Below are 24,153 nucleotides of genomic sequence, written 5' to 3'. Positions count from 1 at the left end.
CGTATGTACTGATTCAGTTCATAGGTTCAATCGCTTAGCGAAGTTCGACGGTCGTCGAGAGCTTTATTTCCTGCCGCTGCTGAAGTGAATAGTTCATGATTAAACCTCCTTCTGCACAATGAAGTGCAACTGACACAAAAAGATTTTAAGGTTTTTCTGAAAAAAGTGATCTAAAACATTCCTTGTTCCGTTTAGTAGTCAGAACTAAATTAAAACAGGAAAAAGGAGATGTTTTTGATGAAAATCAACAAATTATTGGTCGCTCTTCCATTAACGCTTTCTCTGCTCGTACCGACTGCTGCATTGGCGGATAGCCACGGAGCACATTCTTCCAACGAAGCTTCGGTGAAAAGCAGCACAGCGACACCAGCAGCTGAACTTCGGATTGCATTGGATACGGTTTTAACCGAACATGCCTTTTTAGCAGTTGAAGCGATGAGAAAAGGTGTGGACGGAGCAGAAGATTTTGACCAGGCATCCGGAGCGCTATTGGCAAACGCGGATGATTTGAAAGCGGCAGTTGCTTCCGTTTACGTCGAAGAAGGAGCGGCACAGTTTGATGAAATCTGGAAATCGCATATCGGTTATTTCGTTGATTATGTAACTGCGACTGCTAAAGAGGATCAGGCAGGAAAAGACAAGGCACTGGCGGATTTGGAAGAATACAAGAAAACACAATCCGAGTTCTTCGATGCTGCAACTGAAGGCGGCTTGCCAGCAGCAGCTGTCCAGGAAGGGCTGGACATGCACGTCGACCAGCTGGTCGAAGCATTTGACGCTTACGTTGCGGGAGACTTTGAAACGGCATATGCATTGGAACGGGAATCCATTCATCATATGAGCATGTTCGCTGAAAGCTTGTCGATTGCCATCACCAACCAATTCCCGGAGAAATTCGACAACACGAATCCGGATACACCGGCTGTCGACCTTCGCGCTCAATTGAATATGACGTTCACCGAACATGCTGGGCTCGCGGCAATGGCGATGCAGGATGGCGCTGATGGGGCAGAGAGTTTTGAACAGGCATCGGCTGCTTTAATTGCCAATGCGGATGATTTATCTGCAGCGCAGTTTGCTGAAGTCTGGAAATCGCATATCGGCTACTTTGTAGATTATGTAGTGGCAACGGGGGAAGGCAATGCCGAAGGACAGGAACAAGCAAAAGCGGACTTGGATGCGTATATTGTTGAACAAGCGGCACTTCTCGACGCTGCAACGGAAGGGCGCGTGCCAGCCAATGCTTTGGAAGAAGGGTTAACTGCCCACGTTGATCAATTGCTTGTCGCTTTTGATTCATACGCAGCCGGCGATTACGATACAGCCTACAATTCGATTCGTCAGGCTTACGAGCATATGACCATGCCGGCAGCTGGCCTATCCGCTGCCATTGTTGATCAATTCCCGGACCAATTCGGTGTGGCAGAAATGCCTTCCGAAATGCCGAAAACCGGAATGGGTGGAACAGCAGACGAATCTTCAATGCCATTCATGTGGATTCTCGGCGGATTGATGCTGGCTGGATTGACGACAACGATTGCTCTGCGTATAAGCAAGCAAAGCTAATCTGAAAGACGAAAAGCCTGGCTATAAACCGTTCGTGAAAATATGTGAAAAAAGAACGTTCGTAAAGTGTTTTAGGACATTTACGGACGTTTTTATGTATTTCCAGCGAGAAGTTCGATGAAATGGCCTCTGTCCTATAAAAAGCGTGTGGCACCGGACTGGCCGATTTATAAAATTGATTCAAATAAATCAAAGACTATTTTTATTCTTTTTCAACGCGTGATAATAAAACGGAATATTCTGATAAAAACATAGAAATTAGCTGATAAAAGGCGTATAATTAATGCGAATTTAAAACGTATAAGGAGATGTAGAAAATGGCTGGTTCTGATTTTATATTTCAGGCAGCGGCAACCAATGTAGGCGGACCGGAGGGAAGTAGTTATTTAGCAGATGGTTCATTTTCAACTAAAGTATCCCACCCGACGGAATTGGGAGGAACCGGGGAAGGATTTACTCCAGGCCACTTTTTGGCGCTTGGTTACAGTACCAGTTTCAACTTCGTATTGGTCAGAATAATGAAAAAGGAAGGAGTCACTGGGGAACCAATAACCACTACGACCGTTGAGCTTCATCCAGATCCATCAGACAATAGCTTTAAATTAGCATTGCGGTTGGAAGTGGCGATCAAAGGAATGGAGAAGGAGGCGGTGCAAGCACTGGCGGACAAAACGCATGCAGTATGCCCTTTTTCAAAAGCGATGAAAAACAATGTTGACATAACCGTAGCCGTAGCTGTTTACGAGTCCCTTGCCTAAAGTTGATAAGGTTTGGTTAAGCAATCTGTAAAAAACGTGGATGTGGCCTTATGAAAAATCGCTGCGGAGTGTTCCGAAGGTTTTCAGAAATGTCTATTCTACACTTACAAATATAAGAATTGCGACGGCCAAATTATTCTGTTTAACGAATTGGGAGGTAAGGAAGATGGAACAGCAACTGAATAATGCTTTTGCATTCGCTCGCGGCGAAGGAAAAGCGTATTGGTTTATAGGCACGTTAGTCGAAATGAAGGCATCAGCTGAGGATACAAATGGCGCATTTGGCTTGCTTGAATCTCTGCATCCACCCGGCTATGCGACACCCATGCATGTCCATCAAAATGAAGATGAAATCTTTTATGTTTTGGAAGGAGAAGTGGCATTCACAATCGGCGAAAAAACCATCATGGCCAAACCGGGAACTTTTCTTTATGCTCCGCGCGGGATAGCTCATATGTATAAGAGTGAAGGAACGGTTCCTTCGAGAATTTTAATCATAGTAACGCCAGCTGGAATGGAACAATTCTTTATCGAAGCAAGTGTGCCGGCAGAAGAATTTAAGTTGCCACCGGATACTGTCGTTCCTGATATGGACAAAGTGATGGCAGCTGCTCAGAAAAATGGCATTGAAATACTGGGCTAACAAATGTGTTGAATAAAAAATAAAGCCCGTGAAATACTCGGGAGGTAAGCAAGATGAAAGAACAATTAAACTATGCTTTTGCATTTGCTCGCGGCGAGGGCAAAGCGTATTGGTTTCTCGGCAGCTTGCTGGAAATGAAGGCAACGGCTGAAGATACAGGCGGTGCATTCGGCATGGTTGAATTAACGCATCCGCCGGGTTTTGCAGCTCCTATGCACACCAATCGCAATGAAGAAGAAATCTTTTATGTTTTGGAAGGGGAAGCAACGTTTACCGTCGGTGAAAAAACCATTCTGGCTAAACAAGGGACTTTCGTTTATACGCCTCGGGGAATTCGCCATATGTATAAGTTTGAAGGGGACGGGCCTGCCAAAATACTCGTCATAGTTACACCGGCCGGATTCGAACAATTTTTCGTAGAAGCAAGTGTGCCGGCAGAAGAATTTAAACTGCCGCCGGATACTGTCGTTCCGGATAAAGATAAAATTATGAAGGCTGCTCAGAAATATAATCTTGAAGAACTGCTGGAATAATTGAAACACCTAACCCCCTTCACTTATAAAGTGAAGGGGGTTAGGTGTTTCAATCAGCAGAGTTTCTTTTGAAATTTCGTCCAGGACTCCTGAAACAAAAATGAATTAGTTTACACATGAAGAATTATCAGAAGTGTTTTCTCTTAATGAAATACACATGAAAAAGGAAGCCTGCCAGCTGAATTTTCAGCTGGCAGGCTTCTTTATTTATATTAATCATTCTTATTAACGATTAAAAAGTAGTTGAAGAAGAAAGTAAGTTGTAATGCCTAGTGCTTCTCTAATGGATTCATCCATAGAATGCGATGATTTCAGTCTGCAAATAAGTCAATTCGATTACCTGAGAATGCCAAATAAATATTATGGGGTACTGAATTAAGAATTATACGTCTCCCTATTAAGATTCACAATATCTTCATGTGATAATTCAGCTGAAAACTTTTCCATTACCTTGTCCCGCAGGAAAGGGGCTTTCTCTTTATCTGCCTTTTTCAAGGCTTCCGTCAGTTCTGCTTTCGTTAATTCTGTGCAGTAGGCAGGCGTTCCGGGCTGCAGTCTCCAGGAATCACTTAACGAGCCGCTATTCACTGCATCGAAACCTGTCTCATTAACGAGGGCCATGAGCAGCTGTTTTTGGGATGGGTCATCGCCTGCAACCGCCATGGCAATACGCCCGCTCGCACCTTCGGGGATTCCTTTATGTTCTAAGGTATGAGCTAATTGATTGCTGAAGGCTTTGATGACCGGTTTGCCTAACTGCTGTGAGACCCAGACACTTTCCACCATGCCGTTCTCAATTTCTTCAATCTTGTTGTCTCTGAAAGGGTAGTAGTTGGACGTGTCTGCAACAATCACTTCCTCGCCAACTTGATCTGTAAGGTGGCGGATCCCCGGAATTGCATGAAGAGGCAGCGACAGCAAAAGAACATCAATTTCTTTGATAACATCTTCTGCACTCACTGGTGTTCCCGCAATATCCTTTCCTTCTAAACGTCCGATGTCCCGGGCATCTGCAATTTTGACATCATGGCCAACTTCAACCAATTTTCTTGAAATGCTCGCTCCTATTGGTCCCGCACCTATAATTCCAATTCTCATGATTCTTCCTCCTAATTTTAAGCTGGTTTGATGATGATTTAGCACCTGCTATGGAATGTTTAAATGTCTTAACAAAAAATTGCCTGCATGATTAGTAAATCGCGCAGACAATTTCAATAGCTTCTATTCAATTAAAACAAGAGTTAACCCCCAAAATCAATTTTAAGGATTTCAGATGATTTGCGTTAAACCACCATCAGCAATAAATTCAGCTGCAGTTGAAAAGCTGGACTCATCAGAAGCTAAATAAAGCACTAAATTCGTAATTTCTTCCGGTTCAGCTAATCGTTTAAGAGGTACATCTTCTATCATGGCTTTAATCAGCTCTCGATTGCTGTCTTGGTCAGTCATAGGTGTCCGAATGTTGCCTGGGTGTACGGAGTTCACACGAATATTATCTGGCGCAAACTCAGCTGCTGCTGCTTTTGTTAATCCTCTAACCGCAAATTTCGCAGCTACATAAGGACTGTGAGAAGCCCCGCCAGCGATTCCTGACGCGGAAGAAATATTGACGATTGATCCGCTCTTCGTTTTTTTCATCGAAGGGTAAACGTATTTCATGCCCAAGAATATACTGTCCTGGTTAATGGCAATTGTTTTTTTATATTCTTCATACGTAGTATCTTCAATGGAATTGATGGAAATATACCCGGCATTATTGACTAAGACATCAATAGGGCCGAATGTATTTTCAGTTTGCTCCACAAGACTTTTCCAACTCGATTCATCTGTAACGTCCAATTCGATAAAGAGAGCATTTTCTCCCAGTTTTTCAGCCAGGTCAGCTCCATTGCTCCTTCCTAAATCGGCAATAACAACTTTGGCGCCTTCTTCTACAAAGCGTTTAGCATGAGTGGTCCCCATACCTCCTGCGCCACCTGTAATAACAGCCACTTTACCATCCAGTCTTGCCATTTCCATTCCTCCTCATAATTAAGTTGGACTCCATTGCGTGCAGTTTTGAAACTGCAGGCATTATTTAAATATTCAGTTTATTTATTGATCGTCGCTCTGGCTCCGTCGATAACGTAATCTCCACCACTAATATAACTCGCTTTATCAGATGCCAGGAATACGACCAGTTCGGAAACTTCTTTTGGATCTGCAAAACGTTTCATTGGAAGCAGAGTGTTCGATACTTCATCAATTTGCTCTTTCGTTAACGTAGCTTCTGCCATCGGTGTGAGTATGGCTCCTGGAAGAACCGCATTGACGCGGATGTTTTTGTCCGCAAACTCATAGGCCGCTTGTTTCGTCAGGCCTCTGATTGCAAATTTTGAAGCTGTGTAAGCCGGGTTCACCGTAATGTCGTGGCGCAGGCCGGCAAGGGAAGAAATGTTGATAATCGACCCACTGTTTTTCTCAACCATTGTAGGCAAGACAGCCCGCATGCCGTAAAAAGTGCCATCCTGGTTGATTTCAATAATCTTTTTATACAAGCCTTCTTCAATATCCAACAATCCTGTAATCGCACCGGCCAGTCCGGCATTATTCACCAGGATGTCGATGGTGCCGAACGTATCCTTGGTCACTTGAACAATATTGGCCCAGCTGTCAGGTTGTGTTACATCCAGCTTCACAAAAATCGCCTGTTCTTTCCCGAGTTCTTTTGCCAGTTTCTCGCCGTTTTCAACGTCAAGATCTCCGATGACAACTTTAGCCCCTTCTTCAACCATTTTCTTTGTATGGAATTCGCCCATGCCTTTTGCTCCGCCCGTAATAATCGCTACTTTACCTTCTAATAGTTTCATCTCATATCATCCTTTTTTTGTTAGTTAATTAAGTGGAAATCAAGTAAATTCATCATTCTTTCAAGGGTGAAGGTCAATGAATACCTAGTTACCTTGTTGAGATAGCTCCGCCATCGACTACAAATTCACTGCCAGTAGCAAATTTTGATTCATCGGATGCTAAAAACAACACCATATAAGCAAGGTCTTTTGGATCGCCCAGATGCGGCGGAAGCGGAAAATTAGCTTCGATTGTTTCTCTCAATTCAGGATACTCTTTCAACGATTTCTCTACCATCGGGGTGTTAATGACACCAGGATGTACAGAGTTCACCCGAATATTATCAGGAGCCAGTACTTTTGCTGCGTGTTTGGTCATCGACCGAACAGCCCCTTTCGAAGCACTGTAAGCGACATCATAACCATCAGGAGCACCTCCGACAATGCCGCCGATGGAAGACATGTTAATGATGGAACCCTTGCCGTTTTCCTGCATAGGAGGAATAACCGTTTGCATCCCCAGAAATACGCTGGTTGCGTTTATTGCCAGCACTTTGTTCCATTCCTCTAATGTTGCTTCCTTCACACTTTTTCCTATTTGAATCGCTGCATTATTGACTAACACATCGACCTTCCCGTATTTTTTAACCGTCTCATCGATCGCGCTTTTCCATTCATCAGGAGAAGTCACATCCAGTTTCAAAGCCAGTGCATCCCCGCCCAAAGCGTTAATTTCGTTTACACCTTTTTGTAGAAGTTCGAATTGGACATCCACCGCAACCACTTTTGCTCCTTCTTCGGCAAATGTCTGTGCCATCGTCAGCCCCATGCCGCCTGCAGCGCCCGTAATGATTGCTACTTTCCCGTCTAATCTTGCCATTTTATAACCTCCTATATTAAATTGCTGAAACCGTTTCGATTTCCGCTCAGTATTTGTTTGCGCTTTCAGTTTAACAAAATAGTATACTTACATCGATGGATAGAAAAACAGAGAATGTTCACTACTGGACAAATCCTGGATAAATGTATAAAAAAACTTTGAGGGGGGGAAATTATGATTGAATTCGAGTATTTGGATAAAAGAGTACGCCGAACAAAATTGGACTTTTATAATGCCTTCATTGAATTATTGAAACAAAAGAAATATGAACAAATTACCATCAAGGATATTATCAGCTTGGCTGGATATAGCAGGGGCTCTTTCTATAATCACTATAGGGAGAAAGATGATTTATTGAATGAGATCATTGATTCGCTTTTTCATGAAGCGAGGAGGGCCCAACGAGCTCCCTATATTAACGAGGATTCAATCGATGTTCTGAGTTTAGAGAACGAGGCTATCTTTATTCTTAGACATTTTAAGGAATACGGGAACTATTACCAAACCCTGTTGGGGGAAAATATACGCATTGATTTTCGCGGCCAATTATCGAATCAGGTGGTTGCTATCTTTTTAGAGGATTTTGATATGGAGGACACAACGGAAGGGAATAATTTAGATAAGGATCTGCTGAATAAATATTATGGCTACGGATTAATCGGAGTCATCCTGGATTGGGTTATAGCAGATTTTCCTTCAGAAACGGAAGACTTCTCAAAAGAATTAGGGAAGATATTTAAATATTCGCACGGGACCACCCGAATAAAAAACAAAAGACGTTTACATTGAATAAGCTACCTTCAGCTGCTAAAAGTATAATAAGATTTTTGGTTTACATGTCATCGGAATACCGGAAACTGCTTAAATACGAAGGGAGAAAAGAGGCTGGTCAAAGCACATCTTATCTCCCTTTTGTCTGTAAAACTGGACTTTTACAACGCTATGTTTTAAAAAGATTCTCTTCTTTCCTTATGTAAATGAAAAGTGCTTTCTTCCAAGTTAAAATAACTGGAAGAAAGCACCGCGTTCTCTGTTTTATTTTGATAGATTCAAGGCATCTTTTGATACATAGAAATCTTTTCCGTTATAAACGGTGATGCCTTCAAGCGTCTTAGTATATGCTTTTTTGTTTTGTGTTACATGGGCAATGTTTTTGTTGATCGGCAATTTGATTGTGATCTTATTCTTTTCTGCAATAAATACAGGGTTGTTCGCATCTGTTACATCGATGCGCGTTGTGTATCCTTTGTTTTCAAAAGACTCTTTCGCATTGACGAATAATTTGTCCGTTGTTTTTCCTAGATCAAATTCCATATATTCTGCCATTGTTTTTGCAATGTCCGTATTGTCTAGCAAACCAAATGGCTTGGATGGGCCGTAAGCGTATAAGAAGACGTCTTCACCCGTATGGCCGCCAGTCGTAAAGCCGATGTTCGCGCGTTCTGCAAGCATTTTCGTCATGTCCGCCTGCAATTTTTTCGATTGTTTTAATGCACGGAGTTCTTCTTCCGTTAAGTTATCCAAACCGTAAAGTTCTGCCGCTTCTTTCATGTTTGAGCGGTCAGGTTTCAAGGTCTTCAAAGCTCCTTCGACGGTCATCGACGCCTTCTTCAAAGGATTGATGTAAGTGGACACTGGGATTTCAGGGTAATTTGAGTTGGTGTTCATGTTCCCAATCGTGATCCCGCTGTTTCCGTGGTCGCTGACTGCAATTACCATCGTATTGCCATCCGCTTTTGCAAAGTCTACCGCTTCTTTTACGGCTGCGTCAAAAGCCAGCACATCGCTTATAATTCCGATTGTATCATTCGCATGTGCTGCCCAGTCCACTTTGCTTCCTTCGACAAACATGAAGAATCCGTCTTCATCTTTTGATAAAGTCTCAATTCCTTTTTTCGTCATTTCAGCAAGAGAAGGCTGCTCATCGTTTGTTGCTTGGCGGTCAAAGTCATAGGCAAGAGCGGAAGGTGCAAAAGCTCCCCATAGCTTATCCGATTTCGAATTCAAAAGTTCCTCTTTTGTTTCGACAAAGTCATAGCCGTTTTCATCGATGACTTCTACTAAGTTTTCGCCATCAACCCGCGCATTTTTTGTTGTCCCCGGCAATAGGGATTCTTTTCCTCCTCCGAGGACAACATCGATTTCTTGATACACTTGCTGTTCAGCAATATCCTGATAGTTGCTCCGGTGAACGGCATGAGCAGAGAAGCCGGCAGGCGTTGCATGCTGGATCTCTGAAGTAGAGATGATTCCTGTAGCTTTTCCGCGTAATTGTGCTCCCTCTAACACGTTGGCTACCGGTTTATATGTATCTTCAGGGTCCACTGGATCGACGCCCGGTGTATTCACGATCTTAGGGAGAAGGCCCACGACTTTATCATTTGATTTGTTTCCAGTTGCTAAAGCAGTAGCAGCAGGCGCTGAATCGGTGATTGCCGATTCTGCAGAATGGGTGCGCATGCCTCCGACAAGAATCTGATCCATTGCCAGATCTTCGCCTTTATACCATCTTGCCAAATTGGTGGCACCGGCACTTGTTCCGTCCATCACCATCATAATGACGTTGGTCGGCTCGTTTTTCTTGTTATTCGCTTCCGTTACCGTCCCGTTTGCGGCCAAGCCTAAAGAAGAAATAGCGACAGCGGCAGCGATTGATATCCCGGCAGCCTTCTTTTTAAAATTGCGTTTCATGTTCATGTTCCTCCTCTAAAGTAATATCAGCCTGTTAGGTTAGTTCACTATTAGTTTAGTGTGTAAATATTTCACTAGTGTGAATTTGTTGAAATATTTATGTAAAATCATGTAAATGACATTTACAATAGAGTGATAAGTCCATTTTTATTTTTATTATTCATGGCAACTAACGGAGAAGACCTTGTATCCTTGTTTGATATACCATAATAAGTTTTGTCATTTTCTTGCTTGACCATTGGAGGTATTTGATTTGCAAATCAGAAAAGCAACGAAAGAAGATATTAAGCACGTAGCAAAGATTTATGTGGATAGTTGGAGGACTACTTATCGCGGTTTGGTACCGGACGAATATCTGGCAGGATTATCGTATGAAGAGGCACAAAAAAATTGGAATGATTTTTTAATTGGCGGAAATGAAGCTTTTATTTATGTGGCCATAGACGATAGAAGGAAAATCATAGGTTTTGCCTCGGGTAAAAGAATTGAAGAGAAGAATTTTGATGGAGAACTATATTCGCTGTATCTCTTACAGGAATGTAGAGGATTAGGTGCTGGAAAGCGGCTTGTTTCAGCCATTGCAAAGCATTTTCAAGAAAACGGCATCCATTCTATGATGGTCTGGGTCATGAAACAAAATAAATCGGGACTCGGTTTTTATGAACGCATAGGAGGAAAAGAATATAATCACAGAACCAGTTCATTTGGCGGAACCGAAGTACGGGACGTGTCGTATGGATGGCACGATCTTCCAGCCTTATATGTGAAATAAAAGTAAAAAGAGTGAATGAGGCATAGCTGAGAGCCTGGAGATATGGTTCTTTGCCATAGCATCTCTGAATTGTTTTCTATAAACGTCTTGTCACTCATCGACATAGTGTTCGACGCCGTCTTCGGTATAGGATTCCAGAATCACTTCGCCTTGGCTGTTTTTATAGTAGAAATACGATTTATCGTCTTGTTTCAATTTAACGGCAACCATCCAGTTTCTTTCACCGGACAGGTTGGCAATAAACCCTTCCGTTAGCTGTATCCGGTCTGCCGGCACTTTTTCCTCGTTTATCAAATGAGCCAGCACAGCTTGTTCCACACCATGCATTTTGTAGTGGAAGGCAGCAAAAACACTTGCTGAAATGATTAATAGTATGATTAGTACGATTCCAGCTTTTTTCATTTCTTAGTTCCTCCTGCCAGCTCGAGTTTACCTGAATATTAACATAAATTCCCTGAATGCTGATTACCGCTGAAGGAAAATAAAGCAGGAAAACCCTTCTTTACGTTAGAATTTGATGTTCATTTTAGCTTGCTCTAATGGCATTTATGTTGTGGACTTTGCGGTCTGCTAGTTTAATCTAGCAGAAAAAATAACCTGACAACAATAATAATATAGCATTAAGCAATAAATATTTATTGTTAAACGATAAAAATAATGATAGAATCAAAATGACAATAAATAAGTGAGGTGCTTTTTATGAAACGTGGTTCAACGATCTTTTTGAAAATAGCTATTTTTCTTCTCGGGCTCCCCATACTTGCCATATGCATATACGGATTGACGAGATTCGATCCCAATTCACCGTATTGGCAAGGGCCGGAACTGGCCAGTCTGCAATATCCTTTATTAATCGGGATGTATGCTGCCATGATTCCCTTTTTCTTTGCTCTGTATCAGACCTTGAAGCTTTTAAGTTATATTGATAAGAACGAGGCTTTCTCGGAAGCATCGGTAAAGGCTTTGAAGAGGATCAAATACAGTGCCATTGCCATCGTCATTTTGTTTGTATTGGAACTGCCGTTCTTATACATCCTGACAAAAGTGGATGATGCGCCGGGCGTACTGATGGGATTATTCGTTATCTTTGCTTCAACGGTGATCGCGGTCTTTGCCGCCGTTCTCCAAAGGCTTTTACAGGATGCCATCGATATAAAAGCGGAAAATGATTTAATAGTCTGAGCTGAGGTGAATAATATGGCAATAATCATCAACATTGACGTGATGCTCGCTAAACGGAAAATGAGCGTCACTGAACTTTCGGAGCGGGTGGGCATTACGATGGCGAACCTTTCCATATTGAAGAACGGAAAAGCGAAAGCCGTTCGATTAACCACTTTAGAAGCGATTTGCAAAGCGCTGGACTGCCAGCCTGGAGATGTCCTCGAGTACAAAAGGGAAGAAGACCATCGACTTTGATGGTCTTTTTCTGTCTCTTTATCAACCTCCAGATGCAGAGCAAAAAAGGTTCTTCCAAAACGGAAGAACCTTTTTAAATTCCCGGCAGGAGTCTGAAGTTCCAATGATTATCGAAGATCGGAACCAAAAATGCAGAGCTTCTATTTTAACCTTCATTGCGGTTATTCCGCTCTTTTGACACCGGAGCTCTTTAAGAATCTGATCATTTCTTCATTGAATCTGTCGGGCTCATCGCCATTGATGCCGTGGCCGCTGTATTTGAACGGTACAAGGACAGAGTTTGGAATTTGCTTTTCCAGTTCTTCTCCAAGTTCATAACGACAGATCTGGTCTTTCTGACCATGGAAAATCGCAGTAGGAAGAGAAATGCCAGCCAGTTCATCCCGCAGATCTTCATCGCGAAGCGCGATGGCGGAATTGATGGTCGAGTGGGCAGCCGCTTCAAGACCGAGCGACTTGAACCAGTCCAAAAATTCATCCGATTTCTTCTTTTCAAAGAACATATTAGCGAACAGGGCAAGAAAAGCAGGGCGGTCTTTTTTGACTTGTGAGATAATGTCATCCACTTCCGCCGGTCTCAAGCCAATCTTGAAATCATCCCGCTGCGTGAACAAAGGAGCAGCAGCGCCCATCAGCAGCAGTTTATCCACGCCGTGTTCACCGTACTTGGTCAAATACCGGATAGCTATCGGCCCGCCCATGGAAAAGCCGGCGAGCACGATATTTTCAAGGCCAAGATGATCGACCACTGCTTTAACGTCGCTCGCTTGTGTACTATAATCATAGCCTGCCCAAGGTTTATCCGATTTTCCGTAGCCTCGCAGGTCAATGCCGATAAACCGGAAACCGTGTAACGCCAGTTCGCTAATCTGCATTTCAAACGCTTTGCTGTTCAATGGCCAGCCGTGGATAAAAACGATCGGTTGCCCGATTCCTACATCTTCTACATATACTTTGACGCCAGATTCCACTTCCACATAATGTCCCAATTTTTTTCCTCCTTTGATTTAATGCAGTCTATTCCTAATAGTTAAGATTCCCTTCTTGGTCGTTGCTAAACAATTCGGAAAAGAATATCTTTTATGAATTGGGGGAAATCATTTTATGCGCCGCTTAGGCTTTATCACTCACAGACCAATAAAAACAAGGAACTTCGCAGCCTATATAGAATTCCCTTTGTAGAGGTTTTTAAATTGCCCGATTTGACTTGAAGAAAAGAAAAAATACTTTGCTTAAATGACAGGCAAGTTGCCACTTAAGCTTGAAAAAGAGATGAAGCATATGAACAAAACAATCATTCATAACGGTGCAGCAATGCCTCTCAATCCGTGGCATATGCTGATATGGCTGCTCATCGCCCAGATCATGGTGGCTTTTGTCGGCAGAAGCCTGGCGCCTCTTGGTGTCTTGATCGGGGACGACTTGTCTTTGACGAAAGCGCAGATCGGCATGCTGCCGGCGGCGCTGTTTTTAGGACAGTCACTCGCAGCGATTCCTGCAGGCTTTTTAGTTGACCGGGTCGGGTCAAAAAAACTGCTTTTCCTGCTGTCGCTGTGTCTCGGTCTGTCTTTTATCCTGATGGCTGTGACTTCCTTCTATTGGCTGATCCTGCTTTTGGTGGCGCTCGGCGGTGCAGGATACGGTGCCATGCATCCAACTTCGAACAAAGGCATCATCTACTGGTTTTCCGAAAAGCGCGGGACCGCCATGGGGATCAAGCAAATGGGGGTTACGCTTGGTTCAGCCTTGGCGGCGCTGCTGTTGCTTCCGGCTGCTGCTGCCTGGGGATGGCGGCCGGTAATGATAGGAGCCTGCCTGTTCTTGATCGTGACCGGCATTTTTGCCAAAAGATTCTATTTCGACCCGCCGGATAAAGCGGAAAAAGTCATGGCTGATGAGAAACCGGCCCGTCTGTTCGCTTCGATTTTTCTGCTGTTCAAAGAAAAGCCCCTTGTGCTGGTCAGTTTCGGCGCTATGGGCTTGAACGGAAGCCAGTTGATTCTGAATACGTACATTGTGCTATACGCTTACGAATACATCGGCATCAGCCTGGTGCTGGCTGGAATGCTGCTCGTCATTTCCGAAGTCAGCGGTTCGTTCGGCCGGGTGGCATGGGGAATGATCAGTGACAATTTGTTTCAGGGAAAACGGATCATTGTGCTGGTGATAGTCGCGGCTTTCTCCATCGCAGCGTCAATCACCATCGCGCTGATGCCTCCGGGTACTCCCTTTTGGGTGCTCGTCCCGCTAACGGTGCTGTTCGGCTTCTGCATTTCCGGCTTCAACGGCATCTGGATGAACGCCGCGACCGAACTGGTGCCGATTGAACAGGCAGGGATTGCCAGCGGCTTCAGCTTGATGCTCGGTTCATGGGGCGTCATCATCGGTCCGCCGCTGTTCGGCTATATCGTCGATGCGACGGGATCTTTTACATACGGCTGGCTGTTCATGGCCGGCATATTGAGTGCCGTCATCGTGCTGCTGCTCATTGCAATGGGCATTGTGAAAAAAGAGTCCCAAAAAGCTGGAGGTTAAATCCAGCTTCGAGGTGAACCTTGATGCCGGCTAACGAAAAAGACTGGAGAGTTCTAGGTTAATAGAACTCTCCAGTCTTTTTTGTGATTCATTTTCTGTAACGCCGTTCCTGCACTTCGCTGTACCCAAGTTTGGCGGAAATCCGCCTGCCGGTTTCACGGACACTGCCGGTCAGAAATTTGAGCCGCTCTTCGGTGAGGTTATAGCTGACGACTCCCACACTGACCGCCCCTTGCACCTGGCCAAAATGGTTCAGGATCGGGGCGCCGATGCCGACCGTGCCTTCCGTCCGTTCCCCGTGGCTGATGGCGCAGCCTCGTTGTTTGATGGCCTCGAGCAAATCCCAGAACGCCGGCTGCTGTTCTTTAGAAACATATTGATTGAGGATTTTTTTCACTTCAGCAGTGGGCATATGGGCAAGCATCGCTTTGTTTGCTGCGCCGATATGCATGGGAATGCGCGAACCGAGCTTGTCATAGACACGGATGGCATGTTTTTCATTGTCGATGCGCTCGATGATCAGCGATTCAGAACCCATCGGCTGGCTCAAGTAGACGCTTTCTTCTGTTTCATCGGTCAAGCGCACAAGTTCCGGCCGGATTTTGCTGGTGTAGTCCATCGTGTCATACATATGCAAGCCGTATTCAAGCCAGATATTCCCAAGGTTATAGCGTTTCGTCTTCGGATCCTGCTGAATCATGCCGTGCTGCGACATGGATTTCAATACACGGTGCATTGAACTGACGGGCAAATCGCATTCATTGGACAGCTCGGTAATGGACATGCCGTCTTCGGCTGCTTTATCCACCAGAATCTTTATAACGCCCATTGCACGGTCGATTGATTGCATAGAGTCTCCACCTATCTGCATAAAAATTTATATTGTCAAAACACTTTAAAGATATTGACATTATAACATGATTATCTTATATTACTAAAAATAACTTTTCACATAACGGAAAAGATTTCCGTAATGCGGAAAAAGGAGAATCGCAATGAAGTACAGTTCCTCGATGTATCAACCGCTGGAGCGGGTAATCGTCAAGCATCCGGCTGACGCTTTTATCAGCCAGGAGCATATCGGAAAAGAATGGCGGAAAGTCAATTACTTGTCGGAACCCGATTACGAAGAAGCGCAGAAAGAATATGCTGAATTTATTGCGCTATTGGAGCAGCACGTGCCGACAATCGATTATCTTCCGAAGTCTGAAGAAGTCAGCATGGATTCGATTTATGCGCATGACCCGGTAAAATTCACGCCGGAAGGGGCAATCATCTTGAAATCCGGCAAAGCATTGCGCCAGCCGGAAGCGGAAGTGTATAAGAAATTCCTTGCAGAAAAAGGGATTCCGATTATCGGGGAATTGACGGGAGACGCGACTTCGGACGGCGGCGACATCGTCTGGCTCGATGACCGGGTGCTGGCAGTTGGAAACGGCTACAGAACCAATGCAGAAGCGATCCGCCAGATAAAGGAAATGACAGCGCATATGGTCGATGAATTTATCGAAGTCCAGCTGCCTCACGCTGACGGGGAAGAGGAATGCCTTCATTTGATGTCGTTCATCAGCATGGTCGATCAGGACCTCGCCGTTGTTTACTCGCCGCTGATGCCGGTCGCTTTCCGGAAACTGCTGCTGTCACGGGGCATCCAGCTCATTGAAGTGCCGAAAGCGGAATACGACCTGCTTGGCTGCAATGTGCTGGCAGTTGCACCGCGCGTCTGCATTATGGTGGCAGGCAATGAGTCGACCAAACAGCAGCTGGAACAGGCAGGGGCAACAGTATATGAATATAAAGGCGAAGAAATCAGCGTCAAAGGAACCGGAGGGCCCACGTGCCTGACAAGCCCGGCAGTGCGGGTACCAATTTCAGAAAAGAGGAGCTTATCACATGTATAAAAATGTCATCGTAAAAACACCAGGAAAAAGCTATGTCAACGGATTAACCACTTCAGATCTTGGTACACCAGATTATGAACGCCTGCTTGAACAGCATGCCGCTTACGTTGAAGCGTTGAAAGCATGCGGCGTTGAAGTGACGCAGTTGCCGGAAAGCGAAGAATACCCCGATTCGACGTTCGTCGAAGATGCAGCCGTCGTAACGCCGGAATTCGCTATCATCACGAATCCGGGTGCCGAAAGTCGAAACGGCGAAAAAGAAGAAATTGAAGCGGTATTGAAGAAGTTCTACTCGAAATTCCATTACATCACATCACCCGGTACGCTTGACGGAGGCGATGTTCTGCAAGTGGACAAACATTTTTATGTCGGCATTTCAGAACGCACGAACCGTGAAGGGGCACAGCAGTTCAAAAACATTGTCGAAACGGAAGGGTACACGGCAACCATTGTGGAACTGCAGGAATTTTTCCACCTGAAAACAGGGATTGCCTATCTCGGGAACCATACCATTGCGGCAGCCGGAGAATTTTTAAATCACCCGGACTTCAGCGATTACGAAAAAGTGGAAATTCCCGATGCGGACGAATATTCGGCGAATTGCATCAAAGTCAACGACTACGTCATCATTCCGAAAGGCTTTGACGACACAAAACGCAAACTCGCAGAACGCGGACTGGAAACAATCGAACTGGAAATGTCGGAATTCCAGAAACATGACGGAGGGCTCAGCTGCCTGTCGCTGCGCTTTTAAAAAGCATTACGGGGTGTTCAAAAATAACAACGGGGAAGGGGAACTTTTATGATCAAAACACCGGAAGTGCCAGCTGCCAACCAGTTGAACCGTTCCATGAAAAGCCGCCATCTGTTCATGCTTTCGCTTGGAGGCGTCATCGGCACCGGATTATTTTTAAATGTAGGGTATACGATTAACCAATCCGGTGCAGGAGGGGCATTGATCGGTTACCTGATTGGCGGCCTCATTCTATACATGGTCATGGTCTGTCTGGGTGAACTAGCCGTCCACATGCCGGTCACCGGTTCTTTCCAGACGTATGCATCGAGATATATCAGCCCGTCTGCCGGCTTTTCGCTGGGATGGATGTACTTTGTGGGGTCTGCTGCCACAGCGGGAGTGGAATTCACCGCTGCCGGCATTCTGATGAAATACTGGTTCCCGGAAACGCCGGTATGGATCTGGTGTGCGATCTTCGTGGTTCTCTTGTTCGCGCTGAACGCTTTGACGACAAGAGGCTTCGCGGAAGCGGAATTCTGGTTTGCCGGCATCAAAGTGGCGGCACTTCTGCTATTTATCATTATTGGAGCCGCGGCTATTTTCGGCGTGATTCCGCTTGCGGACCGCCCGGCACCGTTTATGGAAAACCTGGCCCCTAAAGGCTTGTTCCCGGCCGGCATCGCCATTATTTTCGTCACGATGATGAACGTCATTTTCTCCTATCAAGGCTCAGAGCTGGTGGGGATCGCCGCCGGGGAAACGGAAAATCCGGAAAAGAACATCCCGAAAGCCATCCGCAATATCCTGTTCCGCATTATCGTCTTCTATATCGCATCAATCATTATCCTGTCAGCCATTTTCCCGGCTTCTGAGCTTGGGTTATTGGCCAGCCCGTTTGTTACATTGATGGAAGTGGCAGGGATTCCTTATGCAGGAGGCATCATGAACTTCGTCATTTTGACCGCTATCCTGTCAGTGGGCAACTCCTGCTTGTACGCTTCAACCCGGCTGCTGTGGGCGATGGCCAATGAAGGCATGGCGCCGCGGATTTTCAGCACTTTGACCAAACGCAAAGTTCCGCTTGCGGCATTGATCTTTACGATGATGTTTTCGCTCTTGTCGCTGTTGACCAGCGTCATGGAAGCAGACACGGTCTTCCTCCTGTTGATGTCGATAGCCGGCATTTCAGTGACGATTTCATGGATGGGAATTGCAGCTTCGCAATTGATGTTCCGCTACCGCTACGTAAAAGCGGGAGGGAATATAGCGGACCTGAAATTCAAAGTGCCTTTTTATCCATTCGTGCCTGTCTTCTGCATCGCTTTTTGCCTGCTCATTCTTGGGTTCCTGGCTTTTGACCCGACACAGAGAATCGGGCTGTTATACGGCGTCGGCTTTTTCGTCGCCTGCATGATCTTCTATAAAGTAAGACTTGAAAAAAGAAATGCTGCCCCGGCAGAAGTAGAAGTGGAACCGGTCAAATAAGGAGGAGTATGGAGTGGGAAAATTGTTGTGGGGAACGCCAGCCCGTCTACGGTCGCTGTTATGTGAATTGGTCAGCTGGGAAAGCCGGACGCTGACTGAAGGAGAAAAAGATTTTCCTTTTAAAGTGAGGGAGAAATTGCAGAAACTCGATTATTTTCAGCAGCATCCCGATTTTTTGGCTCTTCACGAAGCGGATCCGGGGCGAAATTTGCTGATGGCGCTTTATGAACATCCGGAAGCGGTGGACACCATTGTGCTCATCAGCCATTTTGACACTGTCCAGACCGAGGAATACGGCGACTTGGAAGTGCTCGCATGCCGTCCGGAAGAACTGACCCAAAAGCTTTTCGAACGGAAGCACGAGCTGCCCGGTGAAGCGCGCCTTGATCTCGAATCCGGCCAGTATCTGTTCGGCCGCGGCACGATGGATATGAAAATGGGGCTGGCTCTCCATATGGCGCTCCTTGAAAAAGCAAGCGCCGAACAATGGCCGCTCAATTTGGTGCTGTTGACGGTGCCGGACGAAGAAGTCAATTCGACCGGCATGCGGGCGGCAGTGAACGAACTGGTGAAACTGCGCGAACAGCACGGATTATCCTATAAAATGTTCTTCAACAGCGAACCGGCTTTTTCCCAGAAACCGGGTGACGAAAAGCATTACATCTATTCCGGGACACTCGGAAAAATCATGCCGGCCGCCTTGTTTTACGGCAAAGAAACGCATGTCGGCGAACCGCTGAAAGGCATGACGGCCAACTTCATCGCTTCGTTTTTAACGCAGGCGATGGAGTGGAATGCGATGTTCCATGAAAGCGACCTGGGAGAAAGCACACCGCTGCCGGTGTCGCTTCAACAGAAGGACCTGAAAATGCAATACTCGACCCAGACGCCTTACCGGGCAACCGCCTTGTATAATATTTTCCTGATGAGACGGAACGCTGCGGAAGTGATGGAACTGTTCGAGCAAACTGCAAATCAGGCGGCCGCGATGTGCAACACGGCATATGCGGAACTTTGCAAGCGCGAAGAGATTGAAGGGATCGGCGAAGTGCGGGTGCTGCGCTATGAGCAATTGCTTGCTTACGCGGAAATCAAACGAGGCGCAGATTTTGTGGCACATCTGAAAGCAGAGATCCTGAGCCATCCGGAATGGGACGAACGCGAAAAATCGCTGCGCATTGCCGATAAACTGATGATCCAATGCCATGAACTGGCGCCGGCCATCGTCCTTTTGTTCGCACCGCCTTATTACCCGGCGGTCAATTCATCTGAAGATCCGCTCATTGTAGAATGCGTCGCGACCGTCAAAGAAGCGGCAGCGGAGTTCGGTGTCGAAGTTGACCAGATCCATTATTTCAATGGCCTGTGCGATTTGAGCTACGTAAATTATCAAGACAGCGGAAACGGCTGGAGTTCCTATGAACGCAATACGCCGGTGTGGGGGAAAACATACAGCATCCCGTTTGCCGGCATGCTGGAGCTGCAGGCGCCTGTACTGAACGTCGGACCGTTTGGAAAAGACGCCCATCAGTATACGGAACGGCTCCATATCGACAGCGCATTCGTCCAGACGCCTTATATGCTTGAAAGCTTGATGAAGAGTTTATGCAAGCAAGTGGTTGAAACGGTTTAACGGCTTCGTTATTGAATGAAAAAAAACTGGATAAAATCAGCAAAAAACACCGTCCCAACTGGAACGGTGTTTTTTGCGGTTTCAGATGCGCAGCAATTCCGGGGATTCCGTAATTTTTGCTGCTGCTTTCGCTTCCTGGCGGTACACATCAAGCAAGTCGCAAGGGCGGCCGATAAAGTCAGTGCAGCCATCATGGATTTTGACGATCCGATCGGCCAGAATATGAGCGTCTTTTTCATCATGCGTCACAAAGATGGAAGTGATGTCTGCTTTTTTCAGCAAATCCCGTAAATCTTTGCGTATTTTCTCCTGCAGCTCCGCATCCAGGTTGCTGAAAGGCTCATCCAGCAAGAGCAGGTGGGGGTTCGGAGCAATCGCCCGGGCAATCGCCACCCGCTGCTGCTGGCCGCCGCTCAATTGATGCGGATAGCGTTTTTCATACCCCTGCAATTCCACCAGCTCCATTACTTCCTGCAGGCGCTTCTTTTTTTCCGGCCGCTTCAGGCGGAACAGCCCGAACAGGATATTTTCCGCAACGGTCATATGAGGAAACAGCGCATAATCCTGAAACACCATGCCGATGCCGCGTTTTTCGGGCTGCAAAAATATCTGGTCATCCACCAGGATCTGGTCTTTGATCGCCACTTTTCCGGCGGACGGTTTTTCCAGTCCGGCAAGCAAGCGCAGAATGGTGCTTTTTCCGCTGCCGCTCCGGCCAAGGATTGAAATCACTTCGCCTTTTTCAATATGGAGAGAGAATTTTTCAAGGGCTGCAGTTTTTGCATGAGAATAGGAAAAGCAAAGATTTTCAATCGATACGAACAAATTAGTCCAACTCCTTTTCCAGAAACTTATAAAAGATCACAATCGCCAAAGCACTGATGCCGACGATCAACAAAGAAGCCTGGGAAGCCTCCATGATTTTTTCATCGCTGGCATATTGGAATGCCTTGGTGGACAAAGTATCAAAATTAAACGGACGCAAAATCAAGGTTAAAGGAATTTCTTTCAATACATCGATAAAGACCAGAATAAAGCCGCTGATGATTGCACCTTTCATCATGGGCAAATCCACTTTGAAGAAAGTTTTCGTCAGCCCGACTCCCAGCAGCCGGGAGGCATCCCGGAAATCGGTTCCGATTTTGTCATAGCCCGTCTCGATGGAACTGTAGCCGATGGCAAAAAAACGGATGATGTAAGCCGCCAGGAGCAGCACGATGCTGACACTGAGGACGAGTGTCGCCTCCAGGCCTGCTATCGCATAAAGCGGTGACAGAAACTCATCCAAGGCGATAAAAGCGGTGACGACTGCTACCGCAATGACCGCACCGGGAATCGAATAGCCGAGCACCGTCAGCTTCGGCAGCAGCTTTGCCATCCTGCCCCGGACAAGCCGGGTGAAATTGCCGACAATTAAGGCGAAGACGATAATGGCTGAAGCGCTGAATGCTGCTACGGAGACGGAATTTCTGATATAGACCATGAACTCGTCCATCGGAATGGTCCCGAAAGTCAAAACCGTCCAGTCGATCAATTGGGCAACCGGGATGAAAAACCCAAGAGAAAGGATGGCAAAGCCGTAACCTGTCGCTGCAACAGCTTTCCAGCCGGTCAGTTGGATAAGCGGCAGCGGACGGACTTTTGTGGACGAATAACTGTATTGGCGCCTGCCGCGCAGAATTTTTTCAATCAGCAGGATCAAAATGACAAAGCTCATCAAAGAAGCCGCCAGCTTGATGGATGATTCGATGTCGCCCAAGCCGAACCAGGTTTGAAAAATCGCTGTCGTGAATGTCTGGATGCCGTAATATTTCACAACGCCATAGTCGTTCAGCACTTCAAGGACGACCAGACTGGCGCCGGCTATGATGGAAATGCGGGATATTGGGACGACGACTTGGAAAAACGTGCGCCATGGCCCTTTCCCGAGCAGCCGTGTGCTTTCGATCAGTGAAGCGGATTGCCGGGACAGGAACACTTGGGTAATCGTATAGACATAAGGGTATAAGAACAGCGTATAAATGAATATCGCACCCGGTAAGTTCATGATATCAAAATGAGCGGGATTCAATTTCATTCCAAAACCCTCACGCAGCGTAGTCTGAATAATTCCGGTGTAATTGACAATCCCATGATACGTATAGGCACCGATAAAAGGCGGGATGGAAAGCGGCAGAATCAGCGCCCATTTCAGGAATCGCCTGAAAGGGAACTGGTACTGGGCAATGAGCCAAGCCAGGCTCAATCCGATAAAAATAGTCGAAATGGCAGTAGCTGCAACCAGGATCAGCGAAGTCCTGACAAACGACCACAGCACAAACTCTTTCATATGTTCCCAGTTTTCATTTGAAGGGGAGAACAGGCCTGCCACAATCGTTAAGTTCGGCAAAAACAATGCGGCAATGATGACGATGGCTGCAATCGTCCAGGTATTGAAATTTGCCAATCTTCTTTGCATGTTTCAGGTCACTCCTTCCAAGAGCAAGAAATCCCTTGCCGCAAACACGCGGCAAGGGTTGTTCTGACAGATTATTTCCAGCCTACTTCGTTAAAGATCAGAATTGACTTGGCATTGTTTTCGCCAAGAACAGACAACGGAATGTCCTGTTCTTTGAAGTCGCCCCATGATTTCAGCAATTCAGTCGGTTCGACTTCTTCATTCACAGGGTACTCGTAGTTCGCTTCCGCAAATGTTCCTTGAGCTTCAGGAGCGGATAGGAATTCAAGCAATTTGATGGCATTCTCTTTATTCTTCGATGTTTTGACAACGCCGGCACCGCTTACGTTTACGTGAGTCCCAGTCGTTTCCTGGTTAGGGAAGAAAACGCCGAGGCCTTTTGCCACTTCCACTTCAGCCGGGTCTTCAGAATTCAGCAATTGCCCGAAGTAATAAGTGTTCATGATCGCAACGTCGCCGACTCCAGCCATGATGGCTTTGGCCTGGTCGCGGTCTCCGCCTTCAGGGTCACGGGCGAAATTATTTACAAGCCCTGCTGCCCATTCTTTCGCTTGCTGTTCACCGTTAATTTCAATGAAAGAAGCCAGCAAAGACTGGTTATAGACGTTTTCTGAACCGCGGATCAAGACGCGGCCTTTCCACTGGTCTTCTGTCAATGCTTCGTAAGTCGATAATTCTTCCGGCTTCACTGTTTCTTTATTGTAAACAATGACGCGTGCACGCTTGGTCAAGCCATACCACATTTGGTCCGTGTCACGGAAATTTTCGGGAATTTGCTTGTCCAGCACGTCACTTGAAACAGCCTGCAGCAAACCTTCTTCCTTCGCACGGAATAGGCGCCCGGCATCAGCAGTCAAAAACAGATCGGCTTTGGTTCCATCGCCTTCGCGTTTGATGCGTTCAAGCAGTTCGTCCGCTTCCCCTTTGATGACGTTCACTTTCACGCCGGTTTCTTCTTCAAATTTCTTGTATAGTTCATCATCCACATCGTAGTGGCGCGCTGTATATAAATTGACTTCTGTGCTTTCCGGTGTTTCCTCAGGAGCATCTTCTGCTGCAGGTTGGGATGCAGTGCTGCTTCCGCAAGCCGATAGGACAAGAAGTACAAAAGCTAAAACGAGATAAAAAAGCTTATTCATCGATGTCTCTCCCTTTGTTTATGTAGTTGAGAAGCTAATTGAAAACAATTCTCAATCTCAATTATAGGGAGGCAATTGAGAAAGTCAATGGCATTTCGTTAAGTTTATTAATAATTTTCTATTTTGAATCAAATTCCGTAGAGTGAATAGGTCTATAAGACTGCGAATGAAATAAA

Annotated in this window: 24 protein-coding genes; 13 read left to right on the top strand and 11 right to left on the bottom strand. The window is 45.9% G+C overall.

Annotated elements, in window-relative coordinates; translation table 11 throughout:
- The first annotated feature begins 237 nt into the window (after positions 1-237).
- The 4 genes from QWY16_RS18000 to QWY16_RS17985 all read left to right on the top strand — a co-directional run bounded on the left by QWY16_RS18000 (position 238) and on the right by QWY16_RS17985 (position 3,500).
- Positions 238-1,566 carry a copper amine oxidase gene (locus QWY16_RS18000; RefSeq protein ID WP_300990612.1) on the top strand — a complete coding sequence of 443 codons (1,329 nt, stop codon included), beginning with the start codon at positions 238-240 and terminating at the stop codon, positions 1,564-1,566.
- 317 nt (positions 1,567-1,883) lie between these two features.
- Positions 1,884-2,324, top strand: coding sequence for an Ohr family peroxiredoxin (locus QWY16_RS17995; RefSeq protein ID WP_300990611.1), 441 nt, complete (start codon positions 1,884-1,886; stop codon positions 2,322-2,324).
- 166 nt (positions 2,325-2,490) lie between these two features.
- Positions 2,491-2,967, top strand: a complete 477-nt coding sequence (locus QWY16_RS17990; protein WP_300990610.1) for a cupin domain-containing protein — start codon at positions 2,491-2,493, stop codon at positions 2,965-2,967.
- A 53-nt stretch (positions 2,968-3,020) separates the two neighbouring features.
- On the top strand, positions 3,021-3,500 hold the full coding sequence (locus tag QWY16_RS17985) for a quercetin 2,3-dioxygenase (RefSeq protein ID WP_300990609.1): 480 nt from the start codon (positions 3,021-3,023) through the stop codon (positions 3,498-3,500).
- A 375-nt stretch (positions 3,501-3,875) separates the two neighbouring features.
- Here QWY16_RS17985 and QWY16_RS17980 read toward each other — a convergent pair whose 3' ends face one another.
- From QWY16_RS17980 to QWY16_RS17965, 4 genes are all read right to left on the bottom strand, one after another.
- Positions 3,876-4,598 (bottom strand): NADPH-dependent F420 reductase, encoded by a 723-nt coding sequence (locus QWY16_RS17980; protein WP_300990608.1) that lies wholly within the window; start codon positions 4,596-4,598, stop codon positions 3,876-3,878.
- 171 nt (positions 4,599-4,769) lie between these two features.
- Positions 4,770-5,513, bottom strand: a complete 744-nt coding sequence (locus tag QWY16_RS17975) for a glucose 1-dehydrogenase (protein WP_300990607.1) — start codon at positions 5,511-5,513, stop codon at positions 4,770-4,772.
- A gap of 77 nt (positions 5,514-5,590) precedes the next feature.
- The gene (locus QWY16_RS17970) at positions 5,591-6,349 is read right to left on the bottom strand and encodes an SDR family NAD(P)-dependent oxidoreductase (protein ID WP_300990606.1); all 759 of its coding nucleotides are present in this window, start codon (positions 6,347-6,349) and stop codon (positions 5,591-5,593) included.
- 88 nt (positions 6,350-6,437) lie between these two features.
- A complete protein-coding gene (locus tag QWY16_RS17965) occupies positions 6,438-7,208 on the bottom strand; it encodes an SDR family NAD(P)-dependent oxidoreductase (RefSeq protein ID WP_300990605.1) in 771 nt (256 codons plus the stop codon).
- Between the two features lie 174 nt (positions 7,209-7,382).
- On the opposite strand from QWY16_RS17965, the gene QWY16_RS17960 reads away from it, so the two are divergent.
- Positions 7,383-7,997 carry a TetR/AcrR family transcriptional regulator gene (locus QWY16_RS17960; RefSeq protein ID WP_300990604.1) on the top strand — a complete coding sequence of 205 codons (615 nt, stop codon included), beginning with the start codon at positions 7,383-7,385 and terminating at the stop codon, positions 7,995-7,997.
- 246 nt (positions 7,998-8,243) lie between these two features.
- Here QWY16_RS17960 and QWY16_RS17955 read toward each other — a convergent pair whose 3' ends face one another.
- Complete coding sequence (locus QWY16_RS17955) at positions 8,244-9,899, bottom strand: alkaline phosphatase (protein ID WP_300990603.1); 1,656 nt, start codon at positions 9,897-9,899, stop codon at positions 8,244-8,246.
- 253 nt (positions 9,900-10,152) lie between these two features.
- On the opposite strand from QWY16_RS17955, the gene QWY16_RS17950 reads away from it, so the two are divergent.
- Positions 10,153-10,671, top strand: a complete 519-nt coding sequence (locus tag QWY16_RS17950; RefSeq protein ID WP_300990602.1) for a GNAT family N-acetyltransferase — start codon at positions 10,153-10,155, stop codon at positions 10,669-10,671.
- A 90-nt stretch (positions 10,672-10,761) separates the two neighbouring features.
- On the opposite strand, the gene QWY16_RS17945 is transcribed toward QWY16_RS17950, so the two are convergent.
- Positions 10,762-11,073 (bottom strand): hypothetical protein, encoded by a 312-nt coding sequence (locus QWY16_RS17945; RefSeq protein WP_300990601.1) that lies wholly within the window; start codon positions 11,071-11,073, stop codon positions 10,762-10,764.
- Between the two features lie 297 nt (positions 11,074-11,370).
- On the opposite strand from QWY16_RS17945, the gene QWY16_RS17940 reads away from it, so the two are divergent.
- Together QWY16_RS17940 and QWY16_RS17935 are read left to right on the top strand one after the other, a co-directional pair.
- Positions 11,371-11,853, top strand: coding sequence for a DUF2975 domain-containing protein (locus tag QWY16_RS17940; RefSeq protein ID WP_300990600.1), 483 nt, complete (start codon positions 11,371-11,373; stop codon positions 11,851-11,853).
- A 15-nt stretch (positions 11,854-11,868) separates the two neighbouring features.
- Positions 11,869-12,090, top strand: coding sequence for a helix-turn-helix domain-containing protein (locus QWY16_RS17935; RefSeq protein WP_300990599.1), 222 nt, complete (start codon positions 11,869-11,871; stop codon positions 12,088-12,090).
- Between the two features lie 161 nt (positions 12,091-12,251).
- Here QWY16_RS17935 and QWY16_RS17930 read toward each other — a convergent pair whose 3' ends face one another.
- On the bottom strand, positions 12,252-13,079 hold the full coding sequence (locus QWY16_RS17930) for an alpha/beta fold hydrolase (RefSeq protein ID WP_300990598.1): 828 nt from the start codon (positions 13,077-13,079) through the stop codon (positions 12,252-12,254).
- A gap of 292 nt (positions 13,080-13,371) precedes the next feature.
- Between QWY16_RS17930 and QWY16_RS17925 the strand changes: the two genes are divergently transcribed.
- Positions 13,372-14,625, top strand: a complete 1,254-nt coding sequence (locus tag QWY16_RS17925) for an MFS transporter (protein ID WP_300990597.1) — start codon at positions 13,372-13,374, stop codon at positions 14,623-14,625.
- A gap of 88 nt (positions 14,626-14,713) precedes the next feature.
- Here the strand turns inward: QWY16_RS17925 and QWY16_RS17920 are convergent, their stop codons facing one another.
- On the bottom strand, positions 14,714-15,475 hold the full coding sequence (locus tag QWY16_RS17920; protein WP_300990596.1) for an IclR family transcriptional regulator: 762 nt from the start codon (positions 15,473-15,475) through the stop codon (positions 14,714-14,716).
- Between the two features lie 145 nt (positions 15,476-15,620).
- On the opposite strand from QWY16_RS17920, the gene QWY16_RS17915 reads away from it, so the two are divergent.
- From QWY16_RS17915 to QWY16_RS17900, 4 genes are read left to right on the top strand one after another with little or no spacing between them, the layout of a single operon-like run.
- The gene (locus tag QWY16_RS17915) at positions 15,621-16,526 is read left to right on the top strand and encodes a dimethylarginine dimethylaminohydrolase family protein (protein WP_300990595.1); all 906 of its coding nucleotides are present in this window, start codon (positions 15,621-15,623) and stop codon (positions 16,524-16,526) included.
- Positions 16,519-17,280: a dimethylarginine dimethylaminohydrolase family protein gene (locus QWY16_RS17910; protein WP_300990594.1), complete on the top strand. Its 762-nt coding sequence runs from the start codon at positions 16,519-16,521 to the stop codon at positions 17,278-17,280. The genes QWY16_RS17915 and QWY16_RS17910 overlap by 8 nt, the downstream gene beginning before the upstream one ends.
- 48 nt (positions 17,281-17,328) lie before the next feature.
- Positions 17,329-18,747, top strand: coding sequence for an amino acid permease (locus QWY16_RS17905; RefSeq protein WP_300990593.1), 1,419 nt, complete (start codon positions 17,329-17,331; stop codon positions 18,745-18,747).
- A gap of 13 nt (positions 18,748-18,760) precedes the next feature.
- Positions 18,761-20,380: a M20/M25/M40 family metallo-hydrolase gene (locus tag QWY16_RS17900; protein ID WP_300990592.1), complete on the top strand. Its 1,620-nt coding sequence runs from the start codon at positions 18,761-18,763 to the stop codon at positions 20,378-20,380.
- An 81-nt stretch (positions 20,381-20,461) separates the two neighbouring features.
- On the opposite strand, the gene QWY16_RS17895 is transcribed toward QWY16_RS17900, so the two are convergent.
- The 3 genes from QWY16_RS17895 to QWY16_RS17885 form a co-directional block, all read right to left on the bottom strand.
- Positions 20,462-21,205 carry an ABC transporter ATP-binding protein gene (locus QWY16_RS17895; protein ID WP_300990591.1) on the bottom strand — a complete coding sequence of 248 codons (744 nt, stop codon included), beginning with the start codon at positions 21,203-21,205 and terminating at the stop codon, positions 20,462-20,464.
- A gap of 1 nt (position 21,206) precedes the next feature.
- The gene (locus QWY16_RS17890; protein WP_300990590.1) at positions 21,207-22,838 is read right to left on the bottom strand and encodes an ABC transporter permease; all 1,632 of its coding nucleotides are present in this window, start codon (positions 22,836-22,838) and stop codon (positions 21,207-21,209) included.
- Positions 22,839-22,909: 71 nt separating this feature from the next.
- Complete coding sequence (locus QWY16_RS17885; protein ID WP_300990589.1) at positions 22,910-23,977, bottom strand: Fe(3+) ABC transporter substrate-binding protein; 1,068 nt, start codon at positions 23,975-23,977, stop codon at positions 22,910-22,912.
- Positions 23,978-24,153 lie beyond the last annotated feature (176 nt).

It is taken from the genome of Planococcus shenhongbingii (assembly GCF_030413635.1).
In the GTDB taxonomy this organism is placed as follows: domain Bacteria; phylum Bacillota; class Bacilli; order Bacillales_A; family Planococcaceae; genus Planococcus; species Planococcus shenhongbingii.
The sequence above is the reverse complement of the archived record's forward strand: the minus strand, read 5'-3'. Positions and strand labels throughout refer to the sequence as shown.

Coding starts and splice junctions, on each gene's coding strand:
- QWY16_RS18000 (WP_300990612.1), top strand. CDS start 238: ATGAAAATCAACAAATTATTGGTCGCTCTTCCATTAACGCTTTCTCTG.
- QWY16_RS17995 (WP_300990611.1), top strand. CDS start 1,884: ATGGCTGGTTCTGATTTTATATTTCAGGCAGCGGCAACCAATGTAGGC.
- QWY16_RS17990 (WP_300990610.1), top strand. CDS start 2,491: ATGGAACAGCAACTGAATAATGCTTTTGCATTCGCTCGCGGCGAAGGA.
- QWY16_RS17985 (WP_300990609.1), top strand. CDS start 3,021: ATGAAAGAACAATTAAACTATGCTTTTGCATTTGCTCGCGGCGAGGGC.
- QWY16_RS17980 (WP_300990608.1), bottom strand. CDS start 4,598: ATGAGAATTGGAATTATAGGTGCGGGACCAATAGGAGCGAGCATTTCA.
- QWY16_RS17975 (WP_300990607.1), bottom strand. CDS start 5,513: ATGGCAAGACTGGATGGTAAAGTGGCTGTTATTACAGGTGGCGCAGGA.
- QWY16_RS17970 (WP_300990606.1), bottom strand. CDS start 6,349: ATGAAACTATTAGAAGGTAAAGTAGCGATTATTACGGGCGGAGCAAAA.
- QWY16_RS17965 (WP_300990605.1), bottom strand. CDS start 7,208: ATGGCAAGATTAGACGGGAAAGTAGCAATCATTACGGGCGCTGCAGGC.
- QWY16_RS17960 (WP_300990604.1), top strand. CDS start 7,383: ATGATTGAATTCGAGTATTTGGATAAAAGAGTACGCCGAACAAAATTG.
- QWY16_RS17955 (WP_300990603.1), bottom strand. CDS start 9,899: ATGAAACGCAATTTTAAAAAGAAGGCTGCCGGGATATCAATCGCTGCC.
- QWY16_RS17945 (WP_300990601.1), bottom strand. CDS start 11,073: ATGAAAAAAGCTGGAATCGTACTAATCATACTATTAATCATTTCAGCA.
- QWY16_RS17940 (WP_300990600.1), top strand. CDS start 11,371: ATGAAACGTGGTTCAACGATCTTTTTGAAAATAGCTATTTTTCTTCTC.
- QWY16_RS17935 (WP_300990599.1), top strand. CDS start 11,869: ATGGCAATAATCATCAACATTGACGTGATGCTCGCTAAACGGAAAATG.
- QWY16_RS17925 (WP_300990597.1), top strand. CDS start 13,372: ATGAACAAAACAATCATTCATAACGGTGCAGCAATGCCTCTCAATCCG.
- QWY16_RS17920 (WP_300990596.1), bottom strand. CDS start 15,475: ATGCAATCAATCGACCGTGCAATGGGCGTTATAAAGATTCTGGTGGAT.
- QWY16_RS17915 (WP_300990595.1), top strand. CDS start 15,621: ATGAAGTACAGTTCCTCGATGTATCAACCGCTGGAGCGGGTAATCGTC.
- QWY16_RS17910 (WP_300990594.1), top strand. CDS start 16,519: ATGTATAAAAATGTCATCGTAAAAACACCAGGAAAAAGCTATGTCAAC.
- QWY16_RS17905 (WP_300990593.1), top strand. CDS start 17,329: ATGATCAAAACACCGGAAGTGCCAGCTGCCAACCAGTTGAACCGTTCC.
- QWY16_RS17890 (WP_300990590.1), bottom strand. CDS start 22,838: ATGCAAAGAAGATTGGCAAATTTCAATACCTGGACGATTGCAGCCATC.
- QWY16_RS17885 (WP_300990589.1), bottom strand. CDS start 23,977: ATGAATAAGCTTTTTTATCTCGTTTTAGCTTTTGTACTTCTTGTCCTA.